General features: G+C 39.5%; 24 protein-coding genes and 1 pseudogene. 20 read left to right on the plus strand and 5 right to left on the minus strand.

Annotated elements, in window-relative coordinates; genetic code table 11:
- Positions 1 to 93: 93 nt before the first annotated feature.
- From N8N51_RS07010 to N8N51_RS07035, 6 genes are all read left to right on the plus strand, one after another.
- A complete protein-coding gene (locus N8N51_RS07010; protein ID WP_261103881.1) occupies positions 94 to 2,208 on the plus strand; it encodes an SSURE domain-containing protein in 2,115 nt (704 codons plus the stop codon).
- 123 nt (positions 2,209 to 2,331) lie between these two features.
- Entirely contained in the window at positions 2,332 to 3,030 is a 699-nt protein-coding gene (locus tag N8N51_RS07015; protein ID WP_024056861.1) for a response regulator transcription factor, read from the plus strand.
- Positions 3,027 to 4,079: a sensor histidine kinase gene (locus tag N8N51_RS07020; RefSeq protein ID WP_024056862.1), complete on the plus strand. Its 1,053-nt coding sequence runs from the start codon at positions 3,027 to 3,029 to the stop codon at positions 4,077 to 4,079. Before N8N51_RS07015 ends, N8N51_RS07020 begins: the two co-directional genes overlap by 4 nt.
- 194 nt (positions 4,080 to 4,273) lie before the next feature.
- Complete coding sequence (gene rpsD, locus N8N51_RS07025) at positions 4,274 to 4,885, plus strand: 30S ribosomal protein S4 (protein ID WP_000092756.1); 612 nt, start codon at positions 4,274 to 4,276, stop codon at positions 4,883 to 4,885.
- 611 nt (positions 4,886 to 5,496) lie between these two features.
- A complete protein-coding gene (locus N8N51_RS07030; protein ID WP_043901556.1) occupies positions 5,497 to 6,303 on the plus strand; it encodes a coiled-coil domain-containing protein in 807 nt (268 codons plus the stop codon).
- Positions 6,304 to 6,324: 21 nt separating this feature from the next.
- Positions 6,325 to 7,572, plus strand: a complete 1,248-nt coding sequence (locus tag N8N51_RS07035) for a toxic anion resistance protein (protein ID WP_024056759.1) — start codon at positions 6,325 to 6,327, stop codon at positions 7,570 to 7,572.
- Positions 7,573 to 7,779: 207 nt separating this feature from the next.
- On the opposite strand, the gene rpmG is transcribed toward N8N51_RS07035, so the two are convergent.
- From rpmG to N8N51_RS07055, 4 genes and pseudogenes are all read right to left on the minus strand, one after another.
- Complete coding sequence (rpmG, locus tag N8N51_RS07040; RefSeq protein ID WP_001265622.1) at positions 7,780 to 7,929, minus strand: 50S ribosomal protein L33; 150 nt, start codon at positions 7,927 to 7,929, stop codon at positions 7,780 to 7,782.
- A 15-nt stretch (positions 7,930 to 7,944) separates the two neighbouring features.
- On the minus strand, positions 7,945 to 8,127 hold the full coding sequence (gene rpmF / locus N8N51_RS07045) for a 50S ribosomal protein L32 (protein ID WP_000290417.1): 183 nt from the start codon (positions 8,125 to 8,127) through the stop codon (positions 7,945 to 7,947).
- 151 nt (positions 8,128 to 8,278) lie between these two features.
- On the minus strand, positions 8,279 to 8,455 hold the full coding sequence (locus N8N51_RS07050) for a type II toxin-antitoxin system antitoxin (RefSeq protein WP_033608448.1): 177 nt from the start codon (positions 8,453 to 8,455) through the stop codon (positions 8,279 to 8,281).
- A 25-nt stretch (positions 8,456 to 8,480) separates the two neighbouring features.
- A pseudogene (locus N8N51_RS07055) lies at positions 8,481 to 9,063 on the minus strand (SPFH domain-containing protein).
- 235 nt (positions 9,064 to 9,298) lie between these two features.
- On the opposite strand from N8N51_RS07055, the gene N8N51_RS07060 reads away from it, so the two are divergent.
- The 6 genes from N8N51_RS07060 to ilvD all read left to right on the plus strand — a co-directional run bounded on the left by N8N51_RS07060 (position 9,299) and on the right by ilvD (position 16,700).
- Positions 9,299 to 11,329, plus strand: coding sequence for a BglG family transcription antiterminator (locus tag N8N51_RS07060; RefSeq protein WP_024056491.1), 2,031 nt, complete (start codon positions 9,299 to 9,301; stop codon positions 11,327 to 11,329).
- A 3-nt stretch (positions 11,330 to 11,332) separates the two neighbouring features.
- Positions 11,333 to 11,617: a PTS sugar transporter subunit IIB gene (locus tag N8N51_RS07065; protein ID WP_000912476.1), complete on the plus strand. Its 285-nt coding sequence runs from the start codon at positions 11,333 to 11,335 to the stop codon at positions 11,615 to 11,617.
- Positions 11,618 to 11,629: 12 nt separating this feature from the next.
- Positions 11,630 to 12,976, plus strand: a complete 1,347-nt coding sequence (locus N8N51_RS07070) for a PTS ascorbate transporter subunit IIC (RefSeq protein ID WP_024056492.1) — start codon at positions 11,630 to 11,632, stop codon at positions 12,974 to 12,976.
- A 3-nt stretch (positions 12,977 to 12,979) separates the two neighbouring features.
- Entirely contained in the window at positions 12,980 to 13,837 is an 858-nt protein-coding gene (locus tag N8N51_RS07075) for a transketolase (RefSeq protein ID WP_024056493.1), read from the plus strand.
- Entirely contained in the window at positions 13,834 to 14,766 is a 933-nt protein-coding gene (locus N8N51_RS07080) for a transketolase family protein (protein ID WP_000986407.1), read from the plus strand. The genes N8N51_RS07075 and N8N51_RS07080 overlap by 4 nt, the downstream gene beginning before the upstream one ends.
- Before the next feature lie 230 nt (positions 14,767 to 14,996).
- Positions 14,997 to 16,700: a dihydroxy-acid dehydratase gene (gene ilvD, locus N8N51_RS07085; protein ID WP_125454808.1), complete on the plus strand. Its 1,704-nt coding sequence runs from the start codon at positions 14,997 to 14,999 to the stop codon at positions 16,698 to 16,700.
- Between the two features lie 60 nt (positions 16,701 to 16,760).
- Here ilvD and N8N51_RS07090 read toward each other — a convergent pair whose 3' ends face one another.
- On the minus strand, positions 16,761 to 17,102 hold the full coding sequence (locus tag N8N51_RS07090; RefSeq protein ID WP_001206380.1) for a metal-sulfur cluster assembly factor: 342 nt from the start codon (positions 17,100 to 17,102) through the stop codon (positions 16,761 to 16,763).
- A 123-nt stretch (positions 17,103 to 17,225) separates the two neighbouring features.
- Here N8N51_RS07090 and rgg point away from each other — a divergent pair, with 123 nt between their 5' ends.
- The 8 genes from rgg to N8N51_RS07130 all read left to right on the plus strand — a co-directional run bounded on the left by rgg (position 17,226) and on the right by N8N51_RS07130 (position 22,882).
- Complete coding sequence (rgg, locus tag N8N51_RS07095; RefSeq protein ID WP_261050161.1) at positions 17,226 to 18,077, plus strand: quorum-sensing system transcriptional regulator Rgg; 852 nt, start codon at positions 17,226 to 17,228, stop codon at positions 18,075 to 18,077.
- A gap of 304 nt (positions 18,078 to 18,381) precedes the next feature.
- Positions 18,382 to 19,629 (plus strand): MFS transporter, encoded by a 1,248-nt coding sequence (locus tag N8N51_RS07100; protein ID WP_261103884.1) that lies wholly within the window; start codon positions 18,382 to 18,384, stop codon positions 19,627 to 19,629.
- Positions 19,630 to 19,812: 183 nt separating this feature from the next.
- Positions 19,813 to 21,093 (plus strand): histidine--tRNA ligase, encoded by a 1,281-nt coding sequence (gene hisS / locus N8N51_RS07105; RefSeq protein WP_064275807.1) that lies wholly within the window; start codon positions 19,813 to 19,815, stop codon positions 21,091 to 21,093.
- Entirely contained in the window at positions 21,093 to 21,557 is a 465-nt protein-coding gene (locus N8N51_RS07110) for a hypothetical protein (protein WP_314725849.1), read from the plus strand. The genes hisS and N8N51_RS07110 overlap by 1 nt, the downstream gene beginning before the upstream one ends.
- Positions 21,558 to 21,566: 9 nt before the next feature.
- Positions 21,567 to 21,773, plus strand: coding sequence for a helix-turn-helix transcriptional regulator (locus N8N51_RS07115; RefSeq protein WP_001176227.1), 207 nt, complete (start codon positions 21,567 to 21,569; stop codon positions 21,771 to 21,773).
- Positions 21,773 to 21,961, plus strand: a complete 189-nt coding sequence (locus N8N51_RS07120) for a hypothetical protein (RefSeq protein ID WP_173276592.1) — start codon at positions 21,773 to 21,775, stop codon at positions 21,959 to 21,961. Before N8N51_RS07115 ends, N8N51_RS07120 begins: the two co-directional genes overlap by 1 nt.
- Positions 21,948 to 22,145, plus strand: a complete 198-nt coding sequence (locus tag N8N51_RS07125; protein WP_261050163.1) for a hypothetical protein — start codon at positions 21,948 to 21,950, stop codon at positions 22,143 to 22,145. Before N8N51_RS07120 ends, N8N51_RS07125 begins: the two co-directional genes overlap by 14 nt.
- Complete coding sequence (locus N8N51_RS07130; RefSeq protein WP_261050165.1) at positions 22,142 to 22,882, plus strand: DUF3169 family protein; 741 nt, start codon at positions 22,142 to 22,144, stop codon at positions 22,880 to 22,882. The genes N8N51_RS07125 and N8N51_RS07130 overlap by 4 nt, the downstream gene beginning before the upstream one ends.
- Positions 22,883 to 22,885 lie beyond the last annotated feature (3 nt).

The following is a 22,885-nucleotide window of genomic DNA, read 5'->3' on the forward strand; positions in this document are numbered from 1 at the left end:
TTTAAGAAAAATTTTAACTTTTTCTTAATCCTTTTTAATTTTAGGAGATTATACTAGAGTCATCAAATAAAGAAAAACTCTAAGGAGAATCCTATGAAATTCAATCCAAATCAAAGATATACTCGTTGGTCTATTCGCCGTCTTAGTGTCGGTGTTGCCTCAGTTGTTGTGGCTAGTGGCTTCTTTGTTCTAGTTGGGCAACCAAGTTCAGTGCGTGCCGATGTAGTCAATCCAACCCCTGCTCAAGTCGTGCCAGACGCTGCTTCGGTGAGTGAAAAGAGCGACTTACCAGCAGAACTTCTCAAAGAAGCAGTCGATACAGCTCTTCCTTCAGAACAGGCAGACTCAGCACCTAAAGCAAGCTTGGATACTACAAGCTCTCCAGAAAAAGTGAATGTTGCTGATAAAGACCAAGTGGTAGCGCCAAAAGAAGAAGTGCAAGCAAAACCAGAATCTAAGAAAGAAACAGAAGATGCGCTTAAACCTGTGACAAATCCTGCAGCTACAGTTGCTGGACAAGACCGTGAATCAAGTGAAGCTCAGCCAGCAACAACCCCAGCCGAAGTTCAAAAAGGGGTGGCTGACAACACCAAAGACACAGTGGATGTCCCAGCTACTTACTTGGACAAAGCCAATTTTCCTGGTCCATTCACAGCTGGTGTCAACCAAGTCATTCCATACGAATTCTTCGCTGGTGACGGTATGTTGACTCGCCTTATCTTGAAAGCATCAGACAAGGCTCCATGGTCAGACAACGGTTCAGCTAAAAACCCCGCTCTCCCACCAGTAGAAAACTTGGGCAAAGGCCTCTACTTCTATGAAGTAGACTTGGCAGGAACTCAAGGCAAATCAGATAAAGATCTTCTTGACCTCTTGAAACAAAATGGTACACAAAGTTATAAAGCCACTATCAAGGTATACGGTGCTAAAGATGGTAAGGTCGATTTAAGCAACCTCGTAGCGACTAAGGATTTGGATGTCAATTTGAATGGCTTAACTACTCCAGTTGAAGTGCAAAAGGGCGTAGCTGACAATACCAAAGACACAGTAGATGTCCCAGCTACTTACTTGGATAAAGCGAACTTCCCAGGTCTGTTCACAGCTGGTGTCAACCAAGTCATTCCTTACGAATTCTTCGCTGGTGACGGTATGTTGACTCGTCTGATCTTGAAAGCCTCTGACAAAGCCCCATGGTCAGACAACGGCTCAGCTAAAAACCCCGCCCTTCCACCAGTAGAGAAATTGGGCAAAGGCCTTTACTTCTATGAAGTAGACTTGGCCGGCACTCAAGGAAAATCTGATAAAGATTTGCTTGACCTCTTGAAACAAAACGGCACTCAAAGCTATAAAGCTACCATCAAAGTGTACGGTGCTAAAGACGGCAAGGCAGACTTGAGCAACCTCGTAGCGACAAAAAATTTGGATGTCAATTTGAATGGCTTAACCACCCCAGCTGAAGTGCAAAAAGGTGTGGCTGACAACACTAAAGACACAGTAGATGTCCCAGCTACTTACTTGGACAAGGCCAACTTCCCTGGTCCATTCACAGCTGGTGTCAACCAAGTTATTCCGTACGAATTCTTCGCCGGTGACGGTATGTTGACTCGCCTTATCTTGAAAGCCTCAGACAAAGCCCCATGGTCAGACAACAGCTCAGCTAAAAACCCCGCCCTTCCACCAGTAGAGAAATTGGGCAAAGGTCTTTACTTCTATGAAGTAGACTTGGCCGGCACTCAAGGAAAATCTGATAAAGAGCTTCTAGATCTCTTGAAACAAAACGGCACTCAAAGTTATAAAGCTACTATCAAGGTGTACGGTGCTAAAGATGGCAAAGCAGACTTGAGCAACCTTGTAGCGACTAAAGAATTGACAGTGAACTTGAATGGGTATAAGTCCCTCAATGATATGAAATCTAAAATGCCAGCTGCTAGTCAGGATAAGATGATGCCTAACAAAGAGCAGGACAAAACCATGAATGCTAGTCAGCCTATGGTAACTTCAAGTAAAATGCCTGATGAAGGCAAGATGGCATCTAATAACAAGGTGTCAACTCCAATGACGGCTGATCAAATGAAAGACCAAAAAGACATGCTTCCATATACTGGTGAAGCCCAAACATCAATGGCTACTATTGGATTCTTTGGATTAGCATTGGCTGGCCTGCTAGGTGGACTCGGTTTGAAAGCTAAAAAAGAAGAAAATGACTAGTCTAGCTACAGACTTTCTATCTAGGATATGAAAAATCTAGATATCGTTTAGAATGTTCGTAAAGAGATTAAAATAGTGTTATACTATTGTGGTATAGCACTGTTTTTTTCAAAGGAGAGACAGATGGGAAAGACAATTTTACTCGTTGACGATGAGGTAGAAATCACAGATATTCATCAACGTTATCTGGTTCAGGCAGGATATCAGGTTTTGGTGGCCCATGATGGAGTAGATGCCTTGGAAATCTTCAAGCGAAAACCGATTGATTTGATTATTACAGATATCATGATGCCTCGCATGGATGGTTATGATTTAATCAGCGAGGTTCAGTATCAATCTCCGGATCAGCCTTTTCTCTTTATCACGGCTAAAACCAGTGAGCAGGATAAAATTTACGGCCTAAGCTTAGGGGCAGATGACTTTATTGCCAAGCCCTTTAGTCCACGTGAGCTGGTTTTGCGTGTCCACAATATCTTACGGCGCCTTCATCGTGGAGGTGAGACAGAGGTCGTCAGTCTCGGGGATTTACGGATGAATCACGGTAGTCATGAGGTCCAAGTCGGAGATGTGGCGCTTGATTTGACCGTCAAATCCTTCGAACTTCTATGGCTTTTAGCCAGTAATCCAGAGCGAGTTTTTTCTAAGACAGACCTCTATGAAAAGGTCTGGCAAGAAGACTATGTGGATGACACTAATACCTTGAATGTTCATATTCATGCTCTGCGACAGGAGTTGGCTAAACATGCTAGTGCAGAAACACCGACCATCAAAACCGTCTGGGGCTTGGGCTACAAAATTGAGAAAGCACGAGGTAGTCAATGAAATTAAAAAGTTATATTTTAGTGGGGTATGTCATTTCAACACTCCTAACGATTATCGTGGTTTTTTGGGCCATCCAGCGAATGTTAATTGAAGAAAGAGAAATTTATTTCCTAGTGGGAATGACTCTCATGGCTAGTTTTGTCGGTGCTGGGATTAGTCTCTTTCTCCTATCGCCGGTCTTTACTTCGTTGAGCAAACTTAAGGAACATGCTAAGCGGGTAGCAGACAAGGACTTTCCTTCAAATCTGGAGGTTCAAGGCCCTGTAGAATTTCAGCAATTAGGCCAAGCTTTCAATGAAATGTCCCATGATTTGCAGGCCACCTTTGATTCTTTGGAAGAAAGCGAACGAGAAAAGGGCTTGATGATTGCCCAGCTATCGCATGATATCAAGACCCCCATCACTTCAATCCAAGCGACGGTAGAAGGGATTTTGGATGGGGTTATCAAGGAAGGAGAACAGGACCATTATCTAGCAACCATTGGGCGCCAGACGGAAAGACTCAATAAACTGGTTGAGGAGTTGAATTTTTTGACCCTAAACACAGCTAGAAATCAGGTCGAAACGACTAGCAAGGACAGCATTTTTCTGGACCAGCTCTTGATTGAGTGCATGAGTGAATTTCAGTTCTTGATTGAGCAGGAGGAGCGAGATGTCCACTTGCAGGTAATCCCAGAGTCTGCCCGGATTGAAGGAGATTATGCCAAACTTTCTCGTATCTTGGTGAATCTGGTCAATAATGCATTTAAATACTCGGCTCCAGGAACCAAGCTGGAGGTGGTAGCTAAGCTGGAGAAGAACCAGCTTTCAATCAGTGTGAGCGATGAGGGGCAGGGGATTGCCCCAGAGGACTTGGAGAATATTTTCAAACGCCTTTATCGTGTCGAAACTTCGCGCAATATGAAAACAGGTGGTCATGGCTTAGGCCTTGCAATTGCGCGTGAATTGGCCCATCAATTGGGTGGAGAAATCACAGTTACCAGCCAGTACGGCCTCGGAAGTACCTTTACCCTCCTTCTTAACCTCTCTGGCAATGAAAATAAAGCTTAAACCCCCTTTACAAATCCAGCTATTCATGGTAAAATGGATTTTGTGTGAAATATCAGCAGGAAAGCATGAAGCTCGTCAACAGGTGTCTTATGATAAGTAACCTTGGCTGTTTAGGCGAAGGGCATCTGCACGAATCAGGGCTTTCTAAGTGACTATTTCCACCGAAATATTATTTATATCAGGAGGACATTTACATGTCACGTTATACAGGACCATCTTGGAAACAAGCTCGTCGCCTTGGCCTTTCACTTACAGGTACAGGTAAAGAATTGGCACGTCGTAACTACGTACCAGGACAACACGGACCAAACAACCGTTCTAAATTGTCAGAATACGGTTTGCAATTGGCTGAAAAACAAAAACTTCGTTTCACTTACGGTGTAGGTGAAAAACAATTCCGTAACTTGTTCGTACAAGCTACAAAAATCAAAGGCGGAATCCTAGGTTTCAACTTCATGCTTCTTTTGGAACGTCGTTTGGATAACGTTGTTTACCGTCTTGGTCTTGCGACTACTCGTCGTCAAGCTCGTCAATTCGTAAACCACGGTCACATCCTTGTTGACGGAAAACGCGTTGATATCCCATCATACCGCGTAACTCCAGGTCAAGTGATCTCAGTTCGTGAAAAATCATTGAAAGTTCCAGCTATCCTTGAAGCAGTAGAAGCTACTCTTGGACGTCCAGCATTCGTATCATTCGACGCTGAAAAATTGGAAGGTTCATTGACTCGCTTGCCAGAACGCGACGAAATCAACCCAGAAATCAACGAAGCACTTGTCGTTGAATTCTACAACAAAATGCTTTAATTTTAAGAAATATCTTACAGAAAGCCTACAACAGTGGGCTTTTTGCTTTGTCTTAAAACGTTGATTTCTGGGTTTGCTTAGAGATTTGTTAGTAAGGTTATTTTTGTATCTAAGTCTATCTATTCCAAGAATGACGCGATATTGATGATATAAATCTGGTATGATATAATATTTTGTCCCCCTCAATTTAATGAAGGGAGGTGTTATGTATGCTAGAGTTACTTTCCCTTTTTCTAGCTCCGTTACTTGTTAACGTACTATCTGAGCTTTTCAAGCTATGGATAAAGAGACGTAGCAAGTAGCATTTAACCCTTTTAGAGGGTAGCAAAAAACCCCATCGGTAGCACGGTGGGGCTTTTTAGTTATATATGCTAGAAGCATTATTTTCCCTTTATGCTTTCATTCTAACACAACCCCTCCGATATTTCAAGCTTTTGTTTTGATATTACTCAGAGTGTGTTTGTGGTTTGAGTCCACTTTACTGAAATTAGCCCACGCGCTACCAAGTTCCATTCTACAGCAAAGAAATCAACTCTTTTCTAGGGGATTTCCGCCATCATTTTGCTCTTTTGTGCTAAAATAGACTTATAAATTGAAAATAAGGAATGTTTATGAAATCGGGTAATGGTTTTTGGAAAGGCTGTCTCTATTTTTGGGGCTTCTTGTTCTTACTGGGCCTTTTGGTTCAATACGCTCTTCCACTTGCGGCTTGTGTCCTGCTAGGATACGGTGGTTATCGTCTCTATAAACGTTGGCGCTATCCTCTTTTGCAGGATCGTTCTCTAGACGACCGGATTGAGCTTTTAAAAGCTAGGATTCGTCAGGCGGACAAAGATATTCAGCAACTAGAGGAAACTTTAGTAGAAAACGGTTCAGAGCCCTATAAGAGTCTGGCCAATCAAGTATTAATCGAACTGAGGGAAATCCATCAGGAGGCGGATCGTCTCAAATCCTATATCGATGCTGATGTCTACAACCGTATTGACAAAAAGGTTCGTACAGTAAGGGCAAACATCGATGTTCAGCTAGAACGTTTGGATAGAGAAAGTCAGGTAGATCTTGAAAATGCGAAGCCAGAGGAATTAGCTCCAGAATTGTCCCAGACCTTGGCCAATATTGCCATTGACCATCAGGCTATTTTAGACAAGATTGCCACCTCCGCTGAGGGGGATAAGGAAGAATTGACGGCCATTCATAGTTTGAAGATGGAGAAATTCCAAACGATTTTAGAAGGCTATTTAAAGATTAAGGCTAATCCGAAGAACTATAATCGGGCAGAAGAACGTTTGCAACAAGCTAAAGCAGCCATCGAACAATTTGACCTTGAACTGGACCAAGTCTTGAGAGAACTCAATGAAACAGATATGCGTGATTTTGATATCAGTTTGCGTATCCTAGAAAAAGATCGTAAAGAATAGGTTAGAAACAAAGGAGTAACCATGACAGAATTTAATTTTGATATTGACCAGATTGCCAATAATACGGTAGCTAAGGTGGATAAAACAACCCAAATCATCGAGACCAATACTGGCTCGGACAAGACCTTGACCTTCCTTGAAAAGTTGAGCCCTGAGCAGCAAGAAGGAATCAAGGCGCACGTGCCCCAGTTAGTAGACCAGTTTGTCAACAATCAAAATGCTCTCTTAGATTTTGGACAATCTGCTGTCGAAGGTGTGAACAATACGGTCAATCGTATCTTGTCAGAACAAAAGAAACTACAAATTCCCCAAGTAGATGATCTTCTCAAGAATACCAACCGTGAGTTGCAAGGCTTTGTAGTCAAATACAAGAACGCTGAAATTGCTGAGTTAGAAGAGAAGCCAAACTTTTTGCAACGATTGTTTAACAAGAGTAAAAATACGCTACAAGAATTTTACTTTGACTCAAAAACAGTAGAGCAAAAGCTTGATGGTATGGCAGCTGCAGTGGTCAAGCAAGAAGATGTGCTAGCTCGAAATATCGTCTCTGCTGAGATGTTGATTGAGGACAATACCAAATCCATTGAAAATCTAGTGGGAGTGATTTCCTTTATCGAAGCCAGCCAGACAGAAGCTGGCAAGCGCGCTGCCGAACTAAAGGCCCAAGTTGACCAACTCGATACAAGTACGGTAGAATACCAAACCAAGTCACAAGAATTGGCTCGCATGGCTGAAGTGGTTAATACCCTTGAACAACAACACACTGAGTATGTCAGCCGTCTCTATGTTGCCTGGGCAACAACACCTCAGATGCGTAATCTTGTGAAGGTGTCATCTGATATGCGCCAAAAATTGGGCATGCTTCGTCGCAATACGATTCCCACAATGAAGCTTTCCATTGCCCAACTTGGTATTTTGCAACAATCCATGAAATCAGGTGTCGTGGCAGATGCCATTGTCAATGCCAATAATGCTGCCCTTCAGATGTTAGCTGAAACCAGTAAGGAAGTGATTCCGCAGATGGAAAGAATTGCCCAAAGCCCGACAGTCGCTGTCGAATCTGTTACCAAACTGGCTGAAAGTCTGGTTGCACAAAACCAAGGTATCGTTGCTGCCATTGAATTGGGACGCCAGAAACGTGCCCAACTAGAAACAACCATCGTCAAGTCCGCAGAAATGATCAACGATTCTGTCAAACTACGCGATGAGAAAATTGTCCAAGCCCTTCTAGACCAAGGCAAGGCTGCTCAGAAAGAAGTACAAGAATAACACACAAGTCCCCTGTAATATAGATTTGCAGGGGATTTTGGATTCTTCCTATATATTAGAGCCTCTAATTTATTTCATAAAAAATGTAGTCAAAAATGTAGTCATTAGATTGATTTTTATTGCAATGTACTGAAATTAACAAAAAGAAAAAACGCTTGAATCAGCGTTTTTCTTCTGTATTGATTCGTATTGATTCGTATTGAATGCTTACTTAACTTCTGTAAACACAACGTGTTTGCGAAGTTTTGGTGAGTATTTCTTCAATTGAAGACGGTCTGGAGTGTTACGTTTGTTTTTAGAAGTAAGGTACAAGCGTTCACCAGATTCTTTGTGTTCAAGTGTAATATTTACGCGCATGGTATCTCCCTTCTATTATTCAGCTGATGCAGCTTTAGCGATCTTACGTCCTTTGTAGTATCCTTTAAGTGATACACGGTGAGAACGTGAGTAATCTCCAGTAGTTTCGTCAAAGTTTACAGATGGAGCTGTTACTTTGTAGTGTGTACGACGTTTGTTTTTCTTCGCTTTTGAAGTGCGACGTGCAGGTACTGCCATTTTGATTTCTCCTTTAGGTATTTATATTCGATTCAATCTACTGATTTTCATCAACCATACTAGGATAACACATTTTTTTTGTAAAGTAAAGTTACTTGACAAAAAAAGATGAAAAAATTCTCCTGTCAGACCTAGCAGACAGGAGAAGGTGTTAAATATCAATCTCAAATGGTTCGTCAATGGTTTCTGATACGTATTTTCCGTCTTTCTTCCGTTGTTTGACACATTCTGTAAGGAGATATTCGATTTGCCCATTGACTGAACGAAAGTCATCTTCTGCCCATGATGCGAGTGCAGCGTATAACTTTGTTGAGAGTCGAAGGGGGATATGTTTTTTTTAGCTTCAACCATCTTTAGTAAAGACTTCCTGTGTTGACAATTGGTTGTGCATCATGATTGCCACAGAGGACGACTAGGAGATTTGAAACCATAGCAGCTTTTCGTTCTTCGTCAAGCTCTACCAATTCCCCTTCATTGAGCCGTTCTAGTGCCATTTCAACCATTCCTACAGCACCATCTACAATCATCTTACGGGCATCAATAATGGTAGTAATTTCTGTAGCATAAGCTAGGTAAGTGATACGTGCTTCAAGGATTTCCTAAGCAGTCATTGTCATTTGATGATTTAGCTCCTAAAAAAGGAGATTTTGTGCTAACATCACCACTTTGTCCAAGTCGAGTGTGGTTTGCAGGGTTGACTGCTACGCTGAAGGGATTGACAAAGTAAAAGCCAGGTTCTTTGATGGTACCTGTATAGTTACCAAAGAGTGTCAGAACCATAGCCTCCTGAGGTTTGACAACTTTTAAACCAGCATGAGTTAGCGTTGCAATTACGATTAGTAAAGGTCCGATAATAATTCCAAAAATGTTTTCCGAACCAACACCCATTTTAAATATAAAGATACCAAGTACGATTGTCAACTCAATGAGAATCAATGCTAATACACCATTTGGTTATGAATTGATTAGTTTTTCAGTCATAAGAATGACCTCTGTTATTTGATATCTAAATGATATCATTTTGTTTTTAAAAATTAATAGAAAGTTGACAAATAATCACTAAAAAGTTTCAGCCCAATAATTACTTATAGGAAGTGAGATTATATTGTGCTGAAATACTCTTTTATTCTTATAACTTTTACACTATAATTGTAGTTAGAAAGGAAGAGAAATGTTTGATTATAGAGCACTAGTTATTTTGATGACTTTGATGGATCATTGTGAGCTATCATTATATGAATTATCTGTTAAGGTGAGCTTACCTATAAAGGAAGTCAAAGAAGGAATAGATTATTTAGTGCCTTATCTAGCTAATAAAGGGATAGTGCTGGATAAAAAACAAGGTCGCTATAGTTTATCAAATCGTACGAAGCAGTCTTTGACAGATATTATTAAGTCGGATGAATTGGTTTTACCAAAGTCGACTCGCTTAGCTTTAATCTATCTTTACACTTTTTGCCGATTAGATTTTATATCGAATAATCATTACCAAGACTTTTTGAAAGTAAGTAAGAATACAACCTTATCTGATATTCAATCATTAAGAAAGATTATGTTAGATAATGATTTGGAGCTAGGGTACAGTAGAGCAAAAGGTTATACTTTACACGGTTCAGAGTGGAATAAGCACCGTTTAGCTTTTCAAATGGTTAGTGAGTTGCTGGAATCCTCCATAGGGATTTGGGGGTTGGATTATGTTTTATCCAGTTGGGGGTATTCATTAACTTATGATTTGATTGATCAGGTAGTTAAAGATTATTATGAAAAGCTACAGATAGTACCTATTGTTAATCAATTAAAAGTTTGCCTTTTCGGTTTAGTATTCATTATATGTAGGTATCAAAGGGATGTTGAAAGAGTATGTCTTTCAGAGACATTAGTATCTCCTATTATTCAAGATATAACGACTATTTTATTAGATACAGTAGTTGATTTGGGAATTATAGATACGGTATTTTCAGAGGATGATTATCGCTATGTCACAGTTTTATTATCAAGTTGCTTTGAAGGTGAAGTAGATGTTGCTCCGGTTTACTTTAATCAATTAACAGAGGCTATTGTAAGTAGAATGGAAGATATTTCTTTGTTACATTTTAAACAAAGAGAAGTATTGAGAGAAAATCTTCGCCGCCACCTTATACCGGCTTACTATAGATTAAAGTTCGGCTTACCTAGCTCAAATGAATATGTGTTGCATGTTAAAGAACATTATCCTGATTTATTTGAACTAGTAAAAGATTCTTTGACTCCCTTGATGGACGCTATTGACAAGCCCATACCTGATAGTGAAACAGCATATTTTGTTATCCATTTTGGAGGATATTTAAAGAAAGCAGACAATTTGCCTCAAAAATGTTATAAAGCAGCAATTATCTGTCCTAATGGAATTAGTTCTTCATTGATGATAAAAGAGAATCTATTAGCATTATTCCCTCAAATTGAGTTTATAGGAACCTCAAAGATTGATGATTTATATGCGAAAACTAGTAGTGACTATGATATGGTTTTTTCTACTATAAAGGTGGATACAGAGAAGCCAAATTATCTAGTTTCTGTTATGATGACGGAAGAACAAACAACACAGTTAGTTGAATTGGTATCAAAAGATTTCCCAGATACAGGTTATCGAGATATTGAGCTTAATCAGATAATTAGCATAGTAAGACGATATAGTGTAATCACACAAGAATTAGAGTTAAAATTAGCATTAAAGAGGTATCTCTATCAAGAAATGAACAGAAAGGAAGTGTTACCATTGTTAGAAGAATTAATTACAAAAGAAACTTATCAGGTTAGTTCGGAAAAATTAGGATGGAAGGAGGCAATTCGTTTAGCAGCTAAACCGCTTTTGGATCAACATAAGATAACTGAGAACTACCCTGAGGCAATGATTCAAAAAGTAGAAGAGTTTGGGCCTTTTATTAATTTAGGGAAGGGAGTAGCAATTCCTCACGCTCGGCCAGATGAAGGTGTGAATGAAATAGGAATGTCAATGTTAGTTTTGGAAGAACCGATTTATTTATTGGATAATCCAGAACAAGAGGTAAGATTGTTGATTTGTATTGCAGCTATTGATAATGAGAGTCATTTAAAGGCTTTGTCACATTTAACAACAATTTTAAGAGATAAAAATCATGTTCAAACTTTAATATCATCAAAAAACTATGATGACATTGAAATGATAATTAAACAGGAGGATTAGATAATGTTAAAAATTGGTACAGCTTGTGGTTCAGGATTAGGTTCAAGTTTTATGGTACAGATGAATATTGAATCTGTATTGAGTGATTTGAATGTTTCAGATGTAGAAGTTGAACACTATGATTTAGGTGGAGCAGATCCAAATGCAGCTGATATTTGGATTGTTGGTCGTGATTTAGCTGATTCAGCTAGTCATCTTGGAGATGTTCGTATCTTAAATAGTATTATTGATATGGATGAACTACGAGAATTAATTACTAAACTTTGTGAAGAAAAAGGACTTATTTAGGAGGCTAGCGTCATGATGAAGTTCATATTGGATATTGTTAGTACACCAGCTATTTTAGTAGCTTTAATTGCAATCTTAGGATTAGTTCTTCAGAAGAAGAAATTACCTGATATTATTAAAGGTGGAATTAAGACCTTTGTTGGTTTCTTAGTTGTATCTGGTGGTGCAGGAATTGTACAAAATTCTTTGAATCCATTTGGTACCATGTTTGAACATGCTTTTCATTTATCTGGAGTTGTACCGAATAATGAAGCAATTGTAGCAGTAGCTTTAACCACATATGGCTCAGCTACTGCAATGATTATGTTTGCAGGTATGGTATTCAATATCTTAATTGCTCGTTTTACTCGATTCAAATATATCTTTTTAACAGGGCACCACACTCTATATATGGCGTGTATGATTGCGGTCATTTTATCAGTTGCTGGCTTTACAAGTTTGCCTCTTATCTTACTAGGAGGATTAGCACTCGGTATTATTATGAGTGTTTCCCCGGCATTTGTGCAAAAATATATGGTTCAATTAACTGGAAATGACAAGGTGGCTTTAGGTCATTTCAGTTCTTTGGGATATTGGTTAAGTGGTTTCACTGGTAGCCTTATCGGTGACAAATCAAAATCAACAGAGGACATTAAATTTCCAAAGAGTTTAGCTTTTTTACGTGATAGTACTGTTAGTATTACTTTATCTATGGCAGTTATTTACATTATTGTAGCTATCTTTGCAGGGTCAGAATATATAGAAAAAGAAATCAGTAATGGTACAAGTGGTCTAGTTTATGCTTTACAATTAGCAGGTCAATTTGCAGCAGGTGTATTTGTTATTTTAGCAGGTGTTCGCCTTATTTTGGGTGAAATTGTTCCAGCCTTTAAAGGTATTTCAGAGCGTCTTGTACCTAATTCAAAACCTGCTTTGGATTGTCCGATTGTTTATACTTATGCACCTAATGCAGTCCTAATTGGATTTATCTCTAGTTTTGTTGGTGGTTTAGTAAGTATGGCAATTATGATTGCTTCAGGAACGGTTGTCATCTTACCAGGCGTTGTGCCTCATTTCTTCTGTGGAGCGACTGCAGGTGTCATTGGGAATGCATCTGGTGGTGTTCGTGGAGCCACTATTGGAGCATTTTTACAAGGTATTTTAATTAGTTTTCTTCCAGTCTTTTTAATGCCAGTTTTGGGAGGACTTGGTTTCCAAGGGTCAACTTTCTCAGATGCAGATTTTGGTCTATCAGGAATTATTTTAGGAATGTTGAATCAATTTGGCTCGCAAGCAGGCATTGTTATTGGTCTTGTTCTTATTCTAGCAGTTATGTTTGGAGTATCCTTTATTAAAAAGCCATCTGCAAAGGAGGAATAAGGGATGATTTTAAGTGAAAATAGAGAAGATGAGTTAAGAAAATTTGCAACAAAAATCCGATTAAATACTCTTAGAACATTGAATCATCTTGGATTCGGCCATTATGGAGGGAGTCTGTCTATAGTAGAAGTTTTAGCAGTGCTTTATGGTGAAATAATGCCGATGACTCCAGAAATATTTGCGTCACGAGATAGAGATTATTTTGTTTTATCCAAGGGACATGCTGGACCAGCTTTGTACAGCACACTCTATTTGAATGGTTTCTTTGACAAAGAATTCTTATATTCTTTAAATACAAATGGAACCAAATTACCGTCTCATCCTGATAGAAATCTAACGCCGGGCATAGATATGACAACTGGCTCTTTAGGACAGGGAATTAGTGTTGCAACCGGACTTGCATATGGTCAGAGAATAAGAAAAAGTCCCTTTTATACCTATGCTATTGTTGGAGATGGTGAGTTAAATGAGGGACAATGTTGGGAGGCTATACAGTTTGCTTCTCATCAACAGTTATCTAATTTAATTGTATTTGTAGACGATAACAAAAAACAATTAGATGGTTTTACAAAGGATATTTGTAATCCAGGTGATTTTGTAGAAAAATTCTCAGCATTTGGGTTTGAATCCATTAGGGTCAATGGTTCAGATATTAGAGAAATTTATGAAGGGATTATCCAATTAAAACAGTCAAATAATTCATCCCCTAAGTGTATTGTATTAGATACTATTAAAGGTCAAGGAGTTCGAGAGCTGGAAGAAATGAAATCCAATCATCATCTTCGCCCTACTGTAGAGGAGAGACAAATGTTAACTTCAGTTGTAGAAAGATTAAGTCAGGAATTGGAGGAAACAGAATGATGAGAAGTACGAAAGAATTACGACATGTGTATAGAGATTTCCTTCTAGAGGCTAACCAAAGTTATTCTGATATAGTAGTTTTAGAAGCAGATTTGTCAAGTTCTATGGCTACTAATAATCTTGAAAAGGACTTTAGAGACCGTTATGTGAATGTTGGAATCATGGAAGCAGAAATGGTCGGGCTTGCAGCAGGTTTATCTATTCAGGGGTTTAGACCTTATCTTCATACATTTGGCCCTTTTGCTTCACGAAGAGTATTTGATCAATTATTTATTTCTCTTGGATACGCACAATTGGATGCCACTGTGATTGGATCAGATGCAGGAGTAACTGCAGAAATGAATGGTGGGACACATATGCCATTTGAAGAAATTGGATTGTTACGTTTAATTCCTAAATCAATCATTTTCGAAGCAACTGATGATATCCAATTTCGTGAAATCTTGAACCAGACATTAGACTTAAAAGGACTAAAATATATTCGAACAATTAGAAAAGCTCCAGAGGCTGTATATCAAGGTGGAGAAGATTTTTCTAAAGGCTACATTGAGTTAAGACACGGTGAAGATGTTGTAATAGTTGCTTCTGGCATAATGGTTGCTCCAAGTATTCGAGTTGCGGATGAACTGTTTAAATTAGGTTATTCAGTAGGTGTGATAGATTTATTTAGAATCAAACCGATACCAGAACAGATAAAAACAATGTTAAGTGGAAAAACTATATTTACTGTAGAAAACCACAATCAGATAGGTGGAATTGGCAGTGCTTTATGTGAATTATTCTCTGATGATGGAATAACAAAAATTCATCGGATGGGTGTTCAAGAAAGATTCGGTCAAGTAGGGAAAATGGATTATCTTCTTAATGAATATGGTTTGAGTGAATCGAATATAAAAGAGAAAGTTCTAGAGTTTTATAATGCAAGATAGATGTTAAATACACTTATCTGAAAGAACTTCTGTAAAAATTACATTACGTTATTTAAAGCAAGCGGATTAAAAGCATATTCTGGTAATCAGAAAGTGCCCTGATCCGCTTTGTTGTTTTTAATTTAAAATGTTTATATGTGTATAGAATTTTCTGAAAATTCAAGAATTTTCTTCTGTTCATTGCCTTTAAAATGTGCTATAATAGTAAAAACTGAAATGGGAGGGATAAGATGACTGAATTAGATAAACGTCACCGCAGTAGCATTTATGACAGCATGGTAAAATCACCAAACCGTGCCATGCTTCGTGCGACTGGTATGACAGATAAGGACTTTGAAACACCGATTGTAGGGGTTATTTCGACCTGGGCGGAAAATACACCATGTAACATTCACTTGCATGATTTCGGGAAATTGGCTAAAGAGGGTGTCAAATCAGCAGGTGCTTGGCCTGTGCAGTTTGGGACTATCACTGTAGCGGACGGGATTGCCATGGGGACGCCTGGTATGCGTTTCTCTTTGACATCTCGTGATATCATTGCGGACTCTATCGAGGCGGCTATGGGTGGTCACAACGTTGATGCCTTCGTCGCTATCGGTGGCTGTGACAAGAACATGCCTGGTTCTATGATTGCTATTGCCAATATGGATATTCCAGCCATTTTCGCCTATGGTGGAACTATTGCACCGGGAAATCTTGATGGCAAAGACATTGACTTGGTTTCTGTTTTTGAGGGTATCGGAAAATGGAACCACGGTGACATGACAGCTGAGGACGTGAAACGTCTTGAATGTAATGCCTGCCCTGGCCCTGGTGGCTGTGGTGGTATGTATACAGCTAATACCATGGCGACTGCAATCGAAGTTCTAGGGATGAGTTTGCCAGGATCTTCATCTCACCCAGCTGAATCAGCTGATAAGAAAGAAGATATCGAAGCAGCAGGACGTGCTGTTGTTAAGATGCTGGAGCTTGGTCTCAAACCATCTGATATCTTGACTCGTGAAGCCTTTGAAGATGCCATCACTGTAACCATGGCTCTTGGTGGTTCTACAAACGCCACTCTTCACTTGCTTGCCATTGCCCATGCTGCCAATGTTGACTTGACACTTGAGGACTTCAATATGATCCAAGAGCGTGTGCCTCACTTGGCCGACTTGAAACCTTCTGGTCAGTATGTCTTCCAAGACCTCTACGAAGTTGGTGGTGTCCCTGCGGTTATGAAGTACTTGTTGGCAAATGGTTTCCTTCACGGAGACCGCATTACATGTACTGGTAAGACAGTTGCTGAGAACTTGGCTGACTTTGCAGACCTCACACCAGGTCAAAAAGTCATCATGCCACTTGAAAATCCAAAACGTGCGGACGGTCCGCTTATCATCTTGAACGGGAACCTTGCTCCTGACGGTGCGGTTGCCAAGGTATCAGGTGTGAAAGTGCGTCGTCACGTTGGTCCAGCTAAGGTCTTTGACTCAGAAGAAGATGCGATTCAGGCCGTTCTGACAGATGAAATCGTTGATGGCGATGTTGTCGTTGTTCGTTTCGTGGGGCCTAAGGGTGGTCCTGGTATGCCTGAGATGCTGTCACTTTCATCAATGATTGTTGGTAAAGGTCAGGGAGACAAGGTTGCCCTCTTGACAGACGGACGTTTCTCTGGTGGTACTTATGGTCTGGTTGTTGGACATATTGCTCCTGAAGCTCAGGATGGTGGACCAATCGCTTACCTTCGTACAGGCGATATCGTTACGGTTGACCAAGATACCAAAGAAATTTCCATGGCCGTATCTGAAGAAGAACTTGAAAAACGTAAGGCAGAAACAACCTTGCCACCACTTTATAGCCGTGGTGTTCTTGGTAAATATGCCCACATCGTATCATCTGCTTCACGCGGAGCCGTGACAGACTTCTGGAATATGGACAAGTCAGGTAAAAAATAAACTCAAAAAGCAAGCCAACTTCGGCTTGCTTTTTTTCATCTCCAAAAGTGATTTGCCTGCTTAACGAGGTGGCAGTCCAAGGGCAATACGGCCGTAGCGACTGATTCGTGTGATTTTCCAAGCAGGCGACCAGGTAACTTCAACCTTGACATCTTCGATACCCTCGATTTGTTTGAGACCTGCCACGATTTCGATAGGCAGGCTTTCGGCACAATCGCAGGCAGTATCGGTGAAGGTCATGACAATCTTGCAGAGACCCGTTTCATCCAGATTGATTTCATAAATCAGTCCTAGATTGTAAACATCCAATTCCACATCTGTATCAAAAACCTTCTCTAGTTTTTCGATAATTTGGTCTTGTAAGGCCAAAGCACGGTCATTGATTTTGATATCCTCTCTCATTACAGTCCCTCCACGTGATAAATATCCTCTATTTTCTCATAATTCTGACAATTTGGCAAGTTTTTGATGAATTTTCTGAAAAATATGATAAAATGAAGAAAATACGGAATCAAGGGGAAGCCTATGGAGCAGATTGGAAAAGTCTTTAGACAATTACGAGAATCAAGAAATATCTCGCTGAGACAAGCAACTGGGGGACAATTTTCGCCGTCTATGTTATCTCGCTTTGAAACAGGTCAGAGTGAGCTTTCGGTGGAAAAGTTTCTATTTGCCCTAGAAAATATATCTGCCAGTGTAGAGGAAATCCTCTTTCTAGCGAGAGGTTTTCAGTATGATACAGATTCTGAGTTGAGAAAAGAAATCATAGATGTCTTGGATCCAAAGAATATAGCTCCTCTTGAAGACTTGTATCGCAGGGAGTATCAAAAGCATGCCCATTCTCAAAACAAACAGAAACATATTCTAAATGCCATTATTATCAAGTCTTATATGAAGAGCATGGATGAAAGGGTAGAGTTAACAGCAGAGGAAGGGAAAGTCCTTCATGATTATTTGTTTTCTACCGAGATCTGGGGAATCTATGAACTCAATTTATTTTCAGTCAGTTCACCATTTCTATCTGTTTCTCTTTTCACTAGGTATGTTAGAGAAATGGTACGTAAATCTGATTTTCTAATGGAAGTGTCTGGCAATCGAAACCTGTTTCACACTATACTATTGAATGGCTTTTTAGCTAGCATTGAGTGTGAAGAATTTACTAATTCCCATTATTTTAAACGTGTTATCAAAGAGCATTTCTACAATGAAAATGAGACCTATTTCCGAATTGTCTATTTGTGGGCGGAAGGTCTCCTTGATAGCAAGCAAGGCAGAGTCAAGGAAGGCCAGAAAAAGATGGAAGATGCTGTCCGTATTTTTGAGATGCTTGGTTGTAACAAATCTGCCGAATACTATCGAAAAACGACCGATTGTTGAATATCTGCAAACTAAGAAAATTATTTAAAATTTGAAGCGATAGAATTGTTGAGCTCTCACAGGTTATCAAAGAAGTTCTATCGTTTTTTTGCTCATTTTGTTTGTTGCATATATTCAAAAGTTTTTCCTCTAGAATTTCTAAGTGCTATACTATAGTCATACTTCACATAAAACTTATACTCTTCGAAAATCAAATTCAAACCACGTCAGCTTCACCTTGCCGTACTCAAGTACAGCCTTCGGCTAGCTTCCTAGTTTGCTCTTTGATTTTCATTGAGTATTTGAACAAGAAGGGAGATTACCTATGAAACTATTGTTCAGAAATCAAGCTTATCGTCTCTTGACTTTGTCACGCTTCTTCAATGCTTTTGGTGCTTCGATTTTCAACCTGGTATTTATCGTCTATGCATCGACCTTGTCACAAGCATCCTTTGCTGTTGCTATGGCGAATATTGTCATGATTATTCCGACTCTCTTTACAGTTTTTGTAGGGATTCGGGCAGATTACACGAGGGACAAGGTCAAATGGATGATCTATAGCGGTTTGTTTCAGGCGGTTTTATTTTTTCTAGCAGCCCTAGTTGTTCAGCAAGCTAGTCTCTTTGCCTTTTCTAGCCTGTGTTTGATCAATGTCATTAGTGATGTGATTAGTGATTTTGCAGGTGGCTTGCGCATGCCTCTTATTAAGGAGAAAGTAGCTGAAGATGATCTGATGGAAGCTTACTCTTTTTCCCAGTTCATCACCTATATTTCAGCTATTGGTGGTCAAGCTTTCGGAGTCTGGCTCTTAGGCCTATCGGTCAACAATTTTTCCCTTGTTGCGGGAATCAATGCCTGTTTTTTCCTAGTATCAGCCGTTATCCTCTTTTTAGGAAAAAGCAAATTGAGACTGTCGATTTCATCCGCTGATGGTGAATCACTAAAAAATGAGAAGCTTTCTATCAAAGACCAGTTCCTAACAATTTACCGAAATTTACGTCTCGTTTTTCTTAAAGGTGGACAGAAAAACTTTGGTTTCATGATCTTTGCTGTCTTACTTATCAATGCCTTGGGTGGGGCTTTAGGAAGCATCTATAACATCTTCTTTTTGAGCCATTCTCTCTTGAATTTTTCTTACACAGAGGCACTATTTATCAATCAATTCGGTGTTTTAGTAGCAATCATCATCAGTAGCCTTACGGGCAATGATTATTTTGGGAAGCAGTCCTTGCCTAGATTGATGATGTGGGTGACCGTAGGACTCAGTCTAATTGGTCTAGCTAATTTATTCAATCAAGTCGTACTTGGTTTACTATTTCTCTTTTCAACTCTGTATGTGTGTGGTAAAGTTCAACCAAAGATTAGTGCCATGCTCATGAAAAATCTAGCTCCAGATGTTCTAGCTCGTACCAGTAATTTTTTAGGTTTATTGTTCACCTTATCCATACCTGTGGGAACAGCCTGTTTTTCACTTGTAGCCGTATGGAATATACAGTTGACTTGGATGCTATTTGTTGGTCTTTCCTTGCTAGCTATTCTTTTGACAGGTCTTAATCTCAAAAATGATATCTAATACTCTTCGAAAATCAAATTCAAACCACGTCAGTGTCGCCTTACCGTACTCAAGTACAGCTTGCGGCTAACTTCCTAGTTTGCTTTTTGATTTTCATTGAGTATAAATCCTAATTTTTTTCTTACTGTTTTAATCCCTTTATTTATGGTAAAATAAGACTATTAAGTTTAAAGAGGATTCCCTATGAAATTACAAAAACCAAAAGGAACGCAGGATATTTTACCTGCTGAATCTGCCAAATGGCAGTACGTTGAGGGCTTTGCCCGTGAGATTTTCAAGCTCTACAACTATGCAGAAGTGCGCACGCCTATTTTTGAGCATTACGAGGTTATCAGCCGTTCTGTCGGAGATACAACGGATATCGTAACCAAGGAAATGTATGACTTTTATGACAAGGGTGATCGCCATATTACTCTCCGTCCAGAAGGAACAGCGCCCGTTGTCCGTTCCTACGTGGAAAATAAACTCTTCGCCCCAGAAGTACAAAAGCCAAGTAAGTTCTACTACATGGGCCCTATGTTCCGCTATGAGCGTCCACAGGCAGGGCGTTTGCGCCAGTTCCACCAGATTGGTGTTGAGTGTTTTGGATCTAGCAATCCAGCTACTGATGTGGAAACCATCGCGATGGCAGCTCATTTCCTGAAAGAAATCGGCATCCAAGGTGTCAAATTGCACCTCAACACTCTTGGAAATCCTGAGAGTCGTGCGGCCTACCGTCAAGCCTTGATTGACTATTTGACACCGCTCAAGGAGACCTTGTCTAAGGATAGCCAACGTCGTTTGGAGGAAAATCCTCTTCGTGTCTTGGACTCTAAAGAAAAAGAAGACAAGGTAGCAGTAGAGAATGCACCTTCTATCTTGGACTTCCTTGATGAAGAAAGTCAAGCTCATTTTGATGCTGTGCGTCAGATGTTGGAGAATCTTGGAGTAGACTATATCATCGATACCAATATGGTGCGTGGTCTGGACTACTACAACCACACCATTTTCGAGTTTATCACTGAGATTGAGGGCAATGACCTGACAGTCTGTGCGGGTGGTCGCTATGATGGTTTGGTTGCTTACTTTGGTGGCCCTGAAACTGCTGGATTTGGTTTTGGACTTGGTGTAGAGCGCCTACTTCTCATTCTTGAAAAGCAAGGTGTGGCTCTCCCTATTGAAAACGCCCTAGATGTCTATATCGCAGTCTTGGGAGACGGAGCAAATGTCAAGGCCTTGGAATTGGTACAAGCTCTTCGCCAACAAGGTTTCAAAGCAGAGCGTGATTACCTCAACCGTAAGCTCAAAGCTCAGTTCAAATCAGCCGATGTCTTTGCGGCTAAGACCCTCATCACCTTAGGAGAGAGTGAAGTCGAAAGTGGACAAGTGACGGTCAAGAACAACCAAACCCGAGAAGAAGTGCAAGTGTCACTTGAGACAATCAGCCAAAACTTCTCAGAAATCTTTGAAAAACTAGGATTTTAATGATAGATAAAGTGGTCAGGAACCTACTCCTGACCTTTTTCTTTTGCAAAATGACAAAAATCATAAACTTTTTGACAAATATGCTTGTCAAAAAGAAAAAGATGTGTTACAATGTAAGCAAGTTAAGAGAAAAGAAGAAAGGAGCTATGATGTGGGTACTAGTATTTATACTATTTATGATTTTCTTTTATTCTAATAATTCTAAAAAAATCAAGAAACTAGAGAATAAAATCAAAAAGCTTGAGCGAAAAGAGAAAGGAAACGCAGAAATGTCGAGATTATTGCAAGAAATGATTGGAAAGAAACCAATTATAACGGGAGTGTATATTGGGCCAGATAACTGGGAAGTTGTGGATGTTGATGAGGAATGGGTCAAACTACGTCATGTTGATAAAAATGGGAAAGAAAAATTCAAGTTGCAACGTATTGAGGATATCCAAGCCATTGAATTTGACGGAGAGTAGGTGTGTAATATGCAACTTAAAAATCGTCTAAAAGAGCTTAGAGCTCGCGATGGTCTCAATCAAACCGACCTAGCCAAGCTGGCAGGGGTTTCCAGGCAGACCATCAGTCTATTAGAACGGGACGAATACACCCCGTCCATTATCATTGCCCTGAAAATATCTCAAATTTTCAACGAAACAGTCGAATCGGTATTTCGCTTGGAGGAGGACGAGTGATGAATAAGTTTAAAGTGATTTATTACATGAGTGTTCTTGCCCTCATTGTGAATGCTTTTGCTATGATTGGAACATTACTGGGGTGGTTCTATTTTGTTGAAAGTAAGTATTTGTTTTGGATTAACTTAGTCCTCTTGTCCATTTTCAATCGGTTGAAGAAAAAGGAGAAAAATGATGAACAAGTATAAAGTAATCTATTATGTAGTTGCCATAGCTCTATTAATCAGCGTATTTCTACTGATTGGGATAGACTTAAGTTGGTTTAGTCCCTATCAAAGCGACCAATTTGTTTGGGCCTACTTTGCCCTCATCCCAGTAATTGACTGGATTGAAAAGAAATCCAAAAATCTAGCAAGTGAAAAAGGAGAATGAATATGAAAAAGAAACATGGCTTGTTATTTTTAATTCCTTTTGTCTTGGGAGTTTTTTTGTACATGTTTGTAGATATGTTGAAGGCTGGTGCCGAATTCCACGGAATTATGTTAGATGTAAAAATCTTGATACCATGGATATCAGCTATTTGTTTACTATTAGGTTTCGTTGGCATTGTTTTGACGTTCAATTTCTTAAAGAAAAGCAGAAAATTTCACTCCTTGTATCAAGAGGAAATGGATGATGATCTGAATGAAAGCTATTATGTGCAAATGTATCGTAATCTTGAGTTTGGAAATATTACTTTTAATATTACAGCCGTAGCGATTGTATTGGCTCTCTTCATTTCAGGAAGCGAAGTAATTGTACTCGATGTAAGTCGTATAACATTTTCCCTTTCTTTTTTGGAATTAGTACTGTATTTACAAAGCCAAAAATATCTTTTTAAAACAATTGCGCTTGTTCGTCAGCTTGATTTGGCATTTTTCTCTACACCCAAGGATATCTTAGAGCATTTCGATTCTTACGATGAAGGGGAGCGCAAGGCTAATTTGGAACAGAGTTTTCGGATTTTATTCCAATTAAATCAGTATGTCTTACCAATCTTGTATATTTTTCTTTTTATCATTTCTTTCTTGACAGGAAAGATTCAATTACTGTCCTTATTGCTTGTAGGAGCAATCCATGTTTATATCAATGTGATGCAGTTACCTATGGTAAAACGCTATTTTAAATAGGAG

It is taken from the genome of Streptococcus mitis (assembly GCF_946188685.1).
Lineage (GTDB): Bacteria > Bacillota > Bacilli > Lactobacillales > Streptococcaceae > Streptococcus > Streptococcus mitis_CC.

What these genes read in the sequence shown, in the direction of transcription:
- N8N51_RS07060 (WP_024056491.1), top strand. Translation starts at nt 9,299, where the DNA reads ATGTTTGATTATAGAGCACTAGTTATTTTGATGACTTTGATGGATCAT.
- rpsD (WP_000092756.1), top strand. Translation starts at nt 4,274, where the DNA reads ATGTCACGTTATACAGGACCATCTTGGAAACAAGCTCGTCGCCTTGGC.
- N8N51_RS07130 (WP_261050165.1), top strand. Translation starts at nt 22,142, where the DNA reads ATGAATATGAAAAAGAAACATGGCTTGTTATTTTTAATTCCTTTTGTC.
- N8N51_RS07120 (WP_173276592.1), top strand. Translation starts at nt 21,773, where the DNA reads ATGAATAAGTTTAAAGTGATTTATTACATGAGTGTTCTTGCCCTCATT.
- N8N51_RS07020 (WP_024056862.1), top strand. Translation starts at nt 3,027, where the DNA reads ATGAAATTAAAAAGTTATATTTTAGTGGGGTATGTCATTTCAACACTC.
- N8N51_RS07015 (WP_024056861.1), top strand. Translation starts at nt 2,332, where the DNA reads ATGGGAAAGACAATTTTACTCGTTGACGATGAGGTAGAAATCACAGAT.
- rpmG (WP_001265622.1), bottom strand. Translation starts at nt 7,929, where the DNA reads ATGCGCGTAAATATTACACTTGAACACAAAGAATCTGGTGAACGCTTG.
- hisS (WP_064275807.1), top strand. Translation starts at nt 19,813, where the DNA reads ATGAAATTACAAAAACCAAAAGGAACGCAGGATATTTTACCTGCTGAA.
- N8N51_RS07100 (WP_261103884.1), top strand. Translation starts at nt 18,382, where the DNA reads ATGAAACTATTGTTCAGAAATCAAGCTTATCGTCTCTTGACTTTGTCA.
- ilvD (WP_125454808.1), top strand. Translation starts at nt 14,997, where the DNA reads ATGACTGAATTAGATAAACGTCACCGCAGTAGCATTTATGACAGCATG.
- N8N51_RS07080 (WP_000986407.1), top strand. Translation starts at nt 13,834, where the DNA reads ATGATGAGAAGTACGAAAGAATTACGACATGTGTATAGAGATTTCCTT.
- rpmF (WP_000290417.1), bottom strand. Translation starts at nt 8,127, where the DNA reads ATGGCAGTACCTGCACGTCGCACTTCAAAAGCGAAGAAAAACAAACGT.
- N8N51_RS07090 (WP_001206380.1), bottom strand. Translation starts at nt 17,102, where the DNA reads ATGAGAGAGGATATCAAAATCAATGACCGTGCTTTGGCCTTACAAGAC.
- N8N51_RS07070 (WP_024056492.1), top strand. Translation starts at nt 11,630, where the DNA reads ATGATGAAGTTCATATTGGATATTGTTAGTACACCAGCTATTTTAGTA.
- N8N51_RS07125 (WP_261050163.1), top strand. Translation starts at nt 21,948, where the DNA reads ATGAACAAGTATAAAGTAATCTATTATGTAGTTGCCATAGCTCTATTA.
- N8N51_RS07115 (WP_001176227.1), top strand. Translation starts at nt 21,567, where the DNA reads ATGCAACTTAAAAATCGTCTAAAAGAGCTTAGAGCTCGCGATGGTCTC.
- rgg (WP_261050161.1), top strand. Translation starts at nt 17,226, where the DNA reads ATGGAGCAGATTGGAAAAGTCTTTAGACAATTACGAGAATCAAGAAAT.
- N8N51_RS07030 (WP_043901556.1), top strand. Translation starts at nt 5,497, where the DNA reads ATGAAATCGGGTAATGGTTTTTGGAAAGGCTGTCTCTATTTTTGGGGC.
- N8N51_RS07035 (WP_024056759.1), top strand. Translation starts at nt 6,325, where the DNA reads ATGACAGAATTTAATTTTGATATTGACCAGATTGCCAATAATACGGTA.
- N8N51_RS07010 (WP_261103881.1), top strand. Translation starts at nt 94, where the DNA reads ATGAAATTCAATCCAAATCAAAGATATACTCGTTGGTCTATTCGCCGT.
- N8N51_RS07075 (WP_024056493.1), top strand. Translation starts at nt 12,980, where the DNA reads ATGATTTTAAGTGAAAATAGAGAAGATGAGTTAAGAAAATTTGCAACA.
- N8N51_RS07065 (WP_000912476.1), top strand. Translation starts at nt 11,333, where the DNA reads ATGTTAAAAATTGGTACAGCTTGTGGTTCAGGATTAGGTTCAAGTTTT.
- N8N51_RS07110 (WP_314725849.1), top strand. Translation starts at nt 21,093, where the DNA reads ATGATAGATAAAGTGGTCAGGAACCTACTCCTGACCTTTTTCTTTTGC.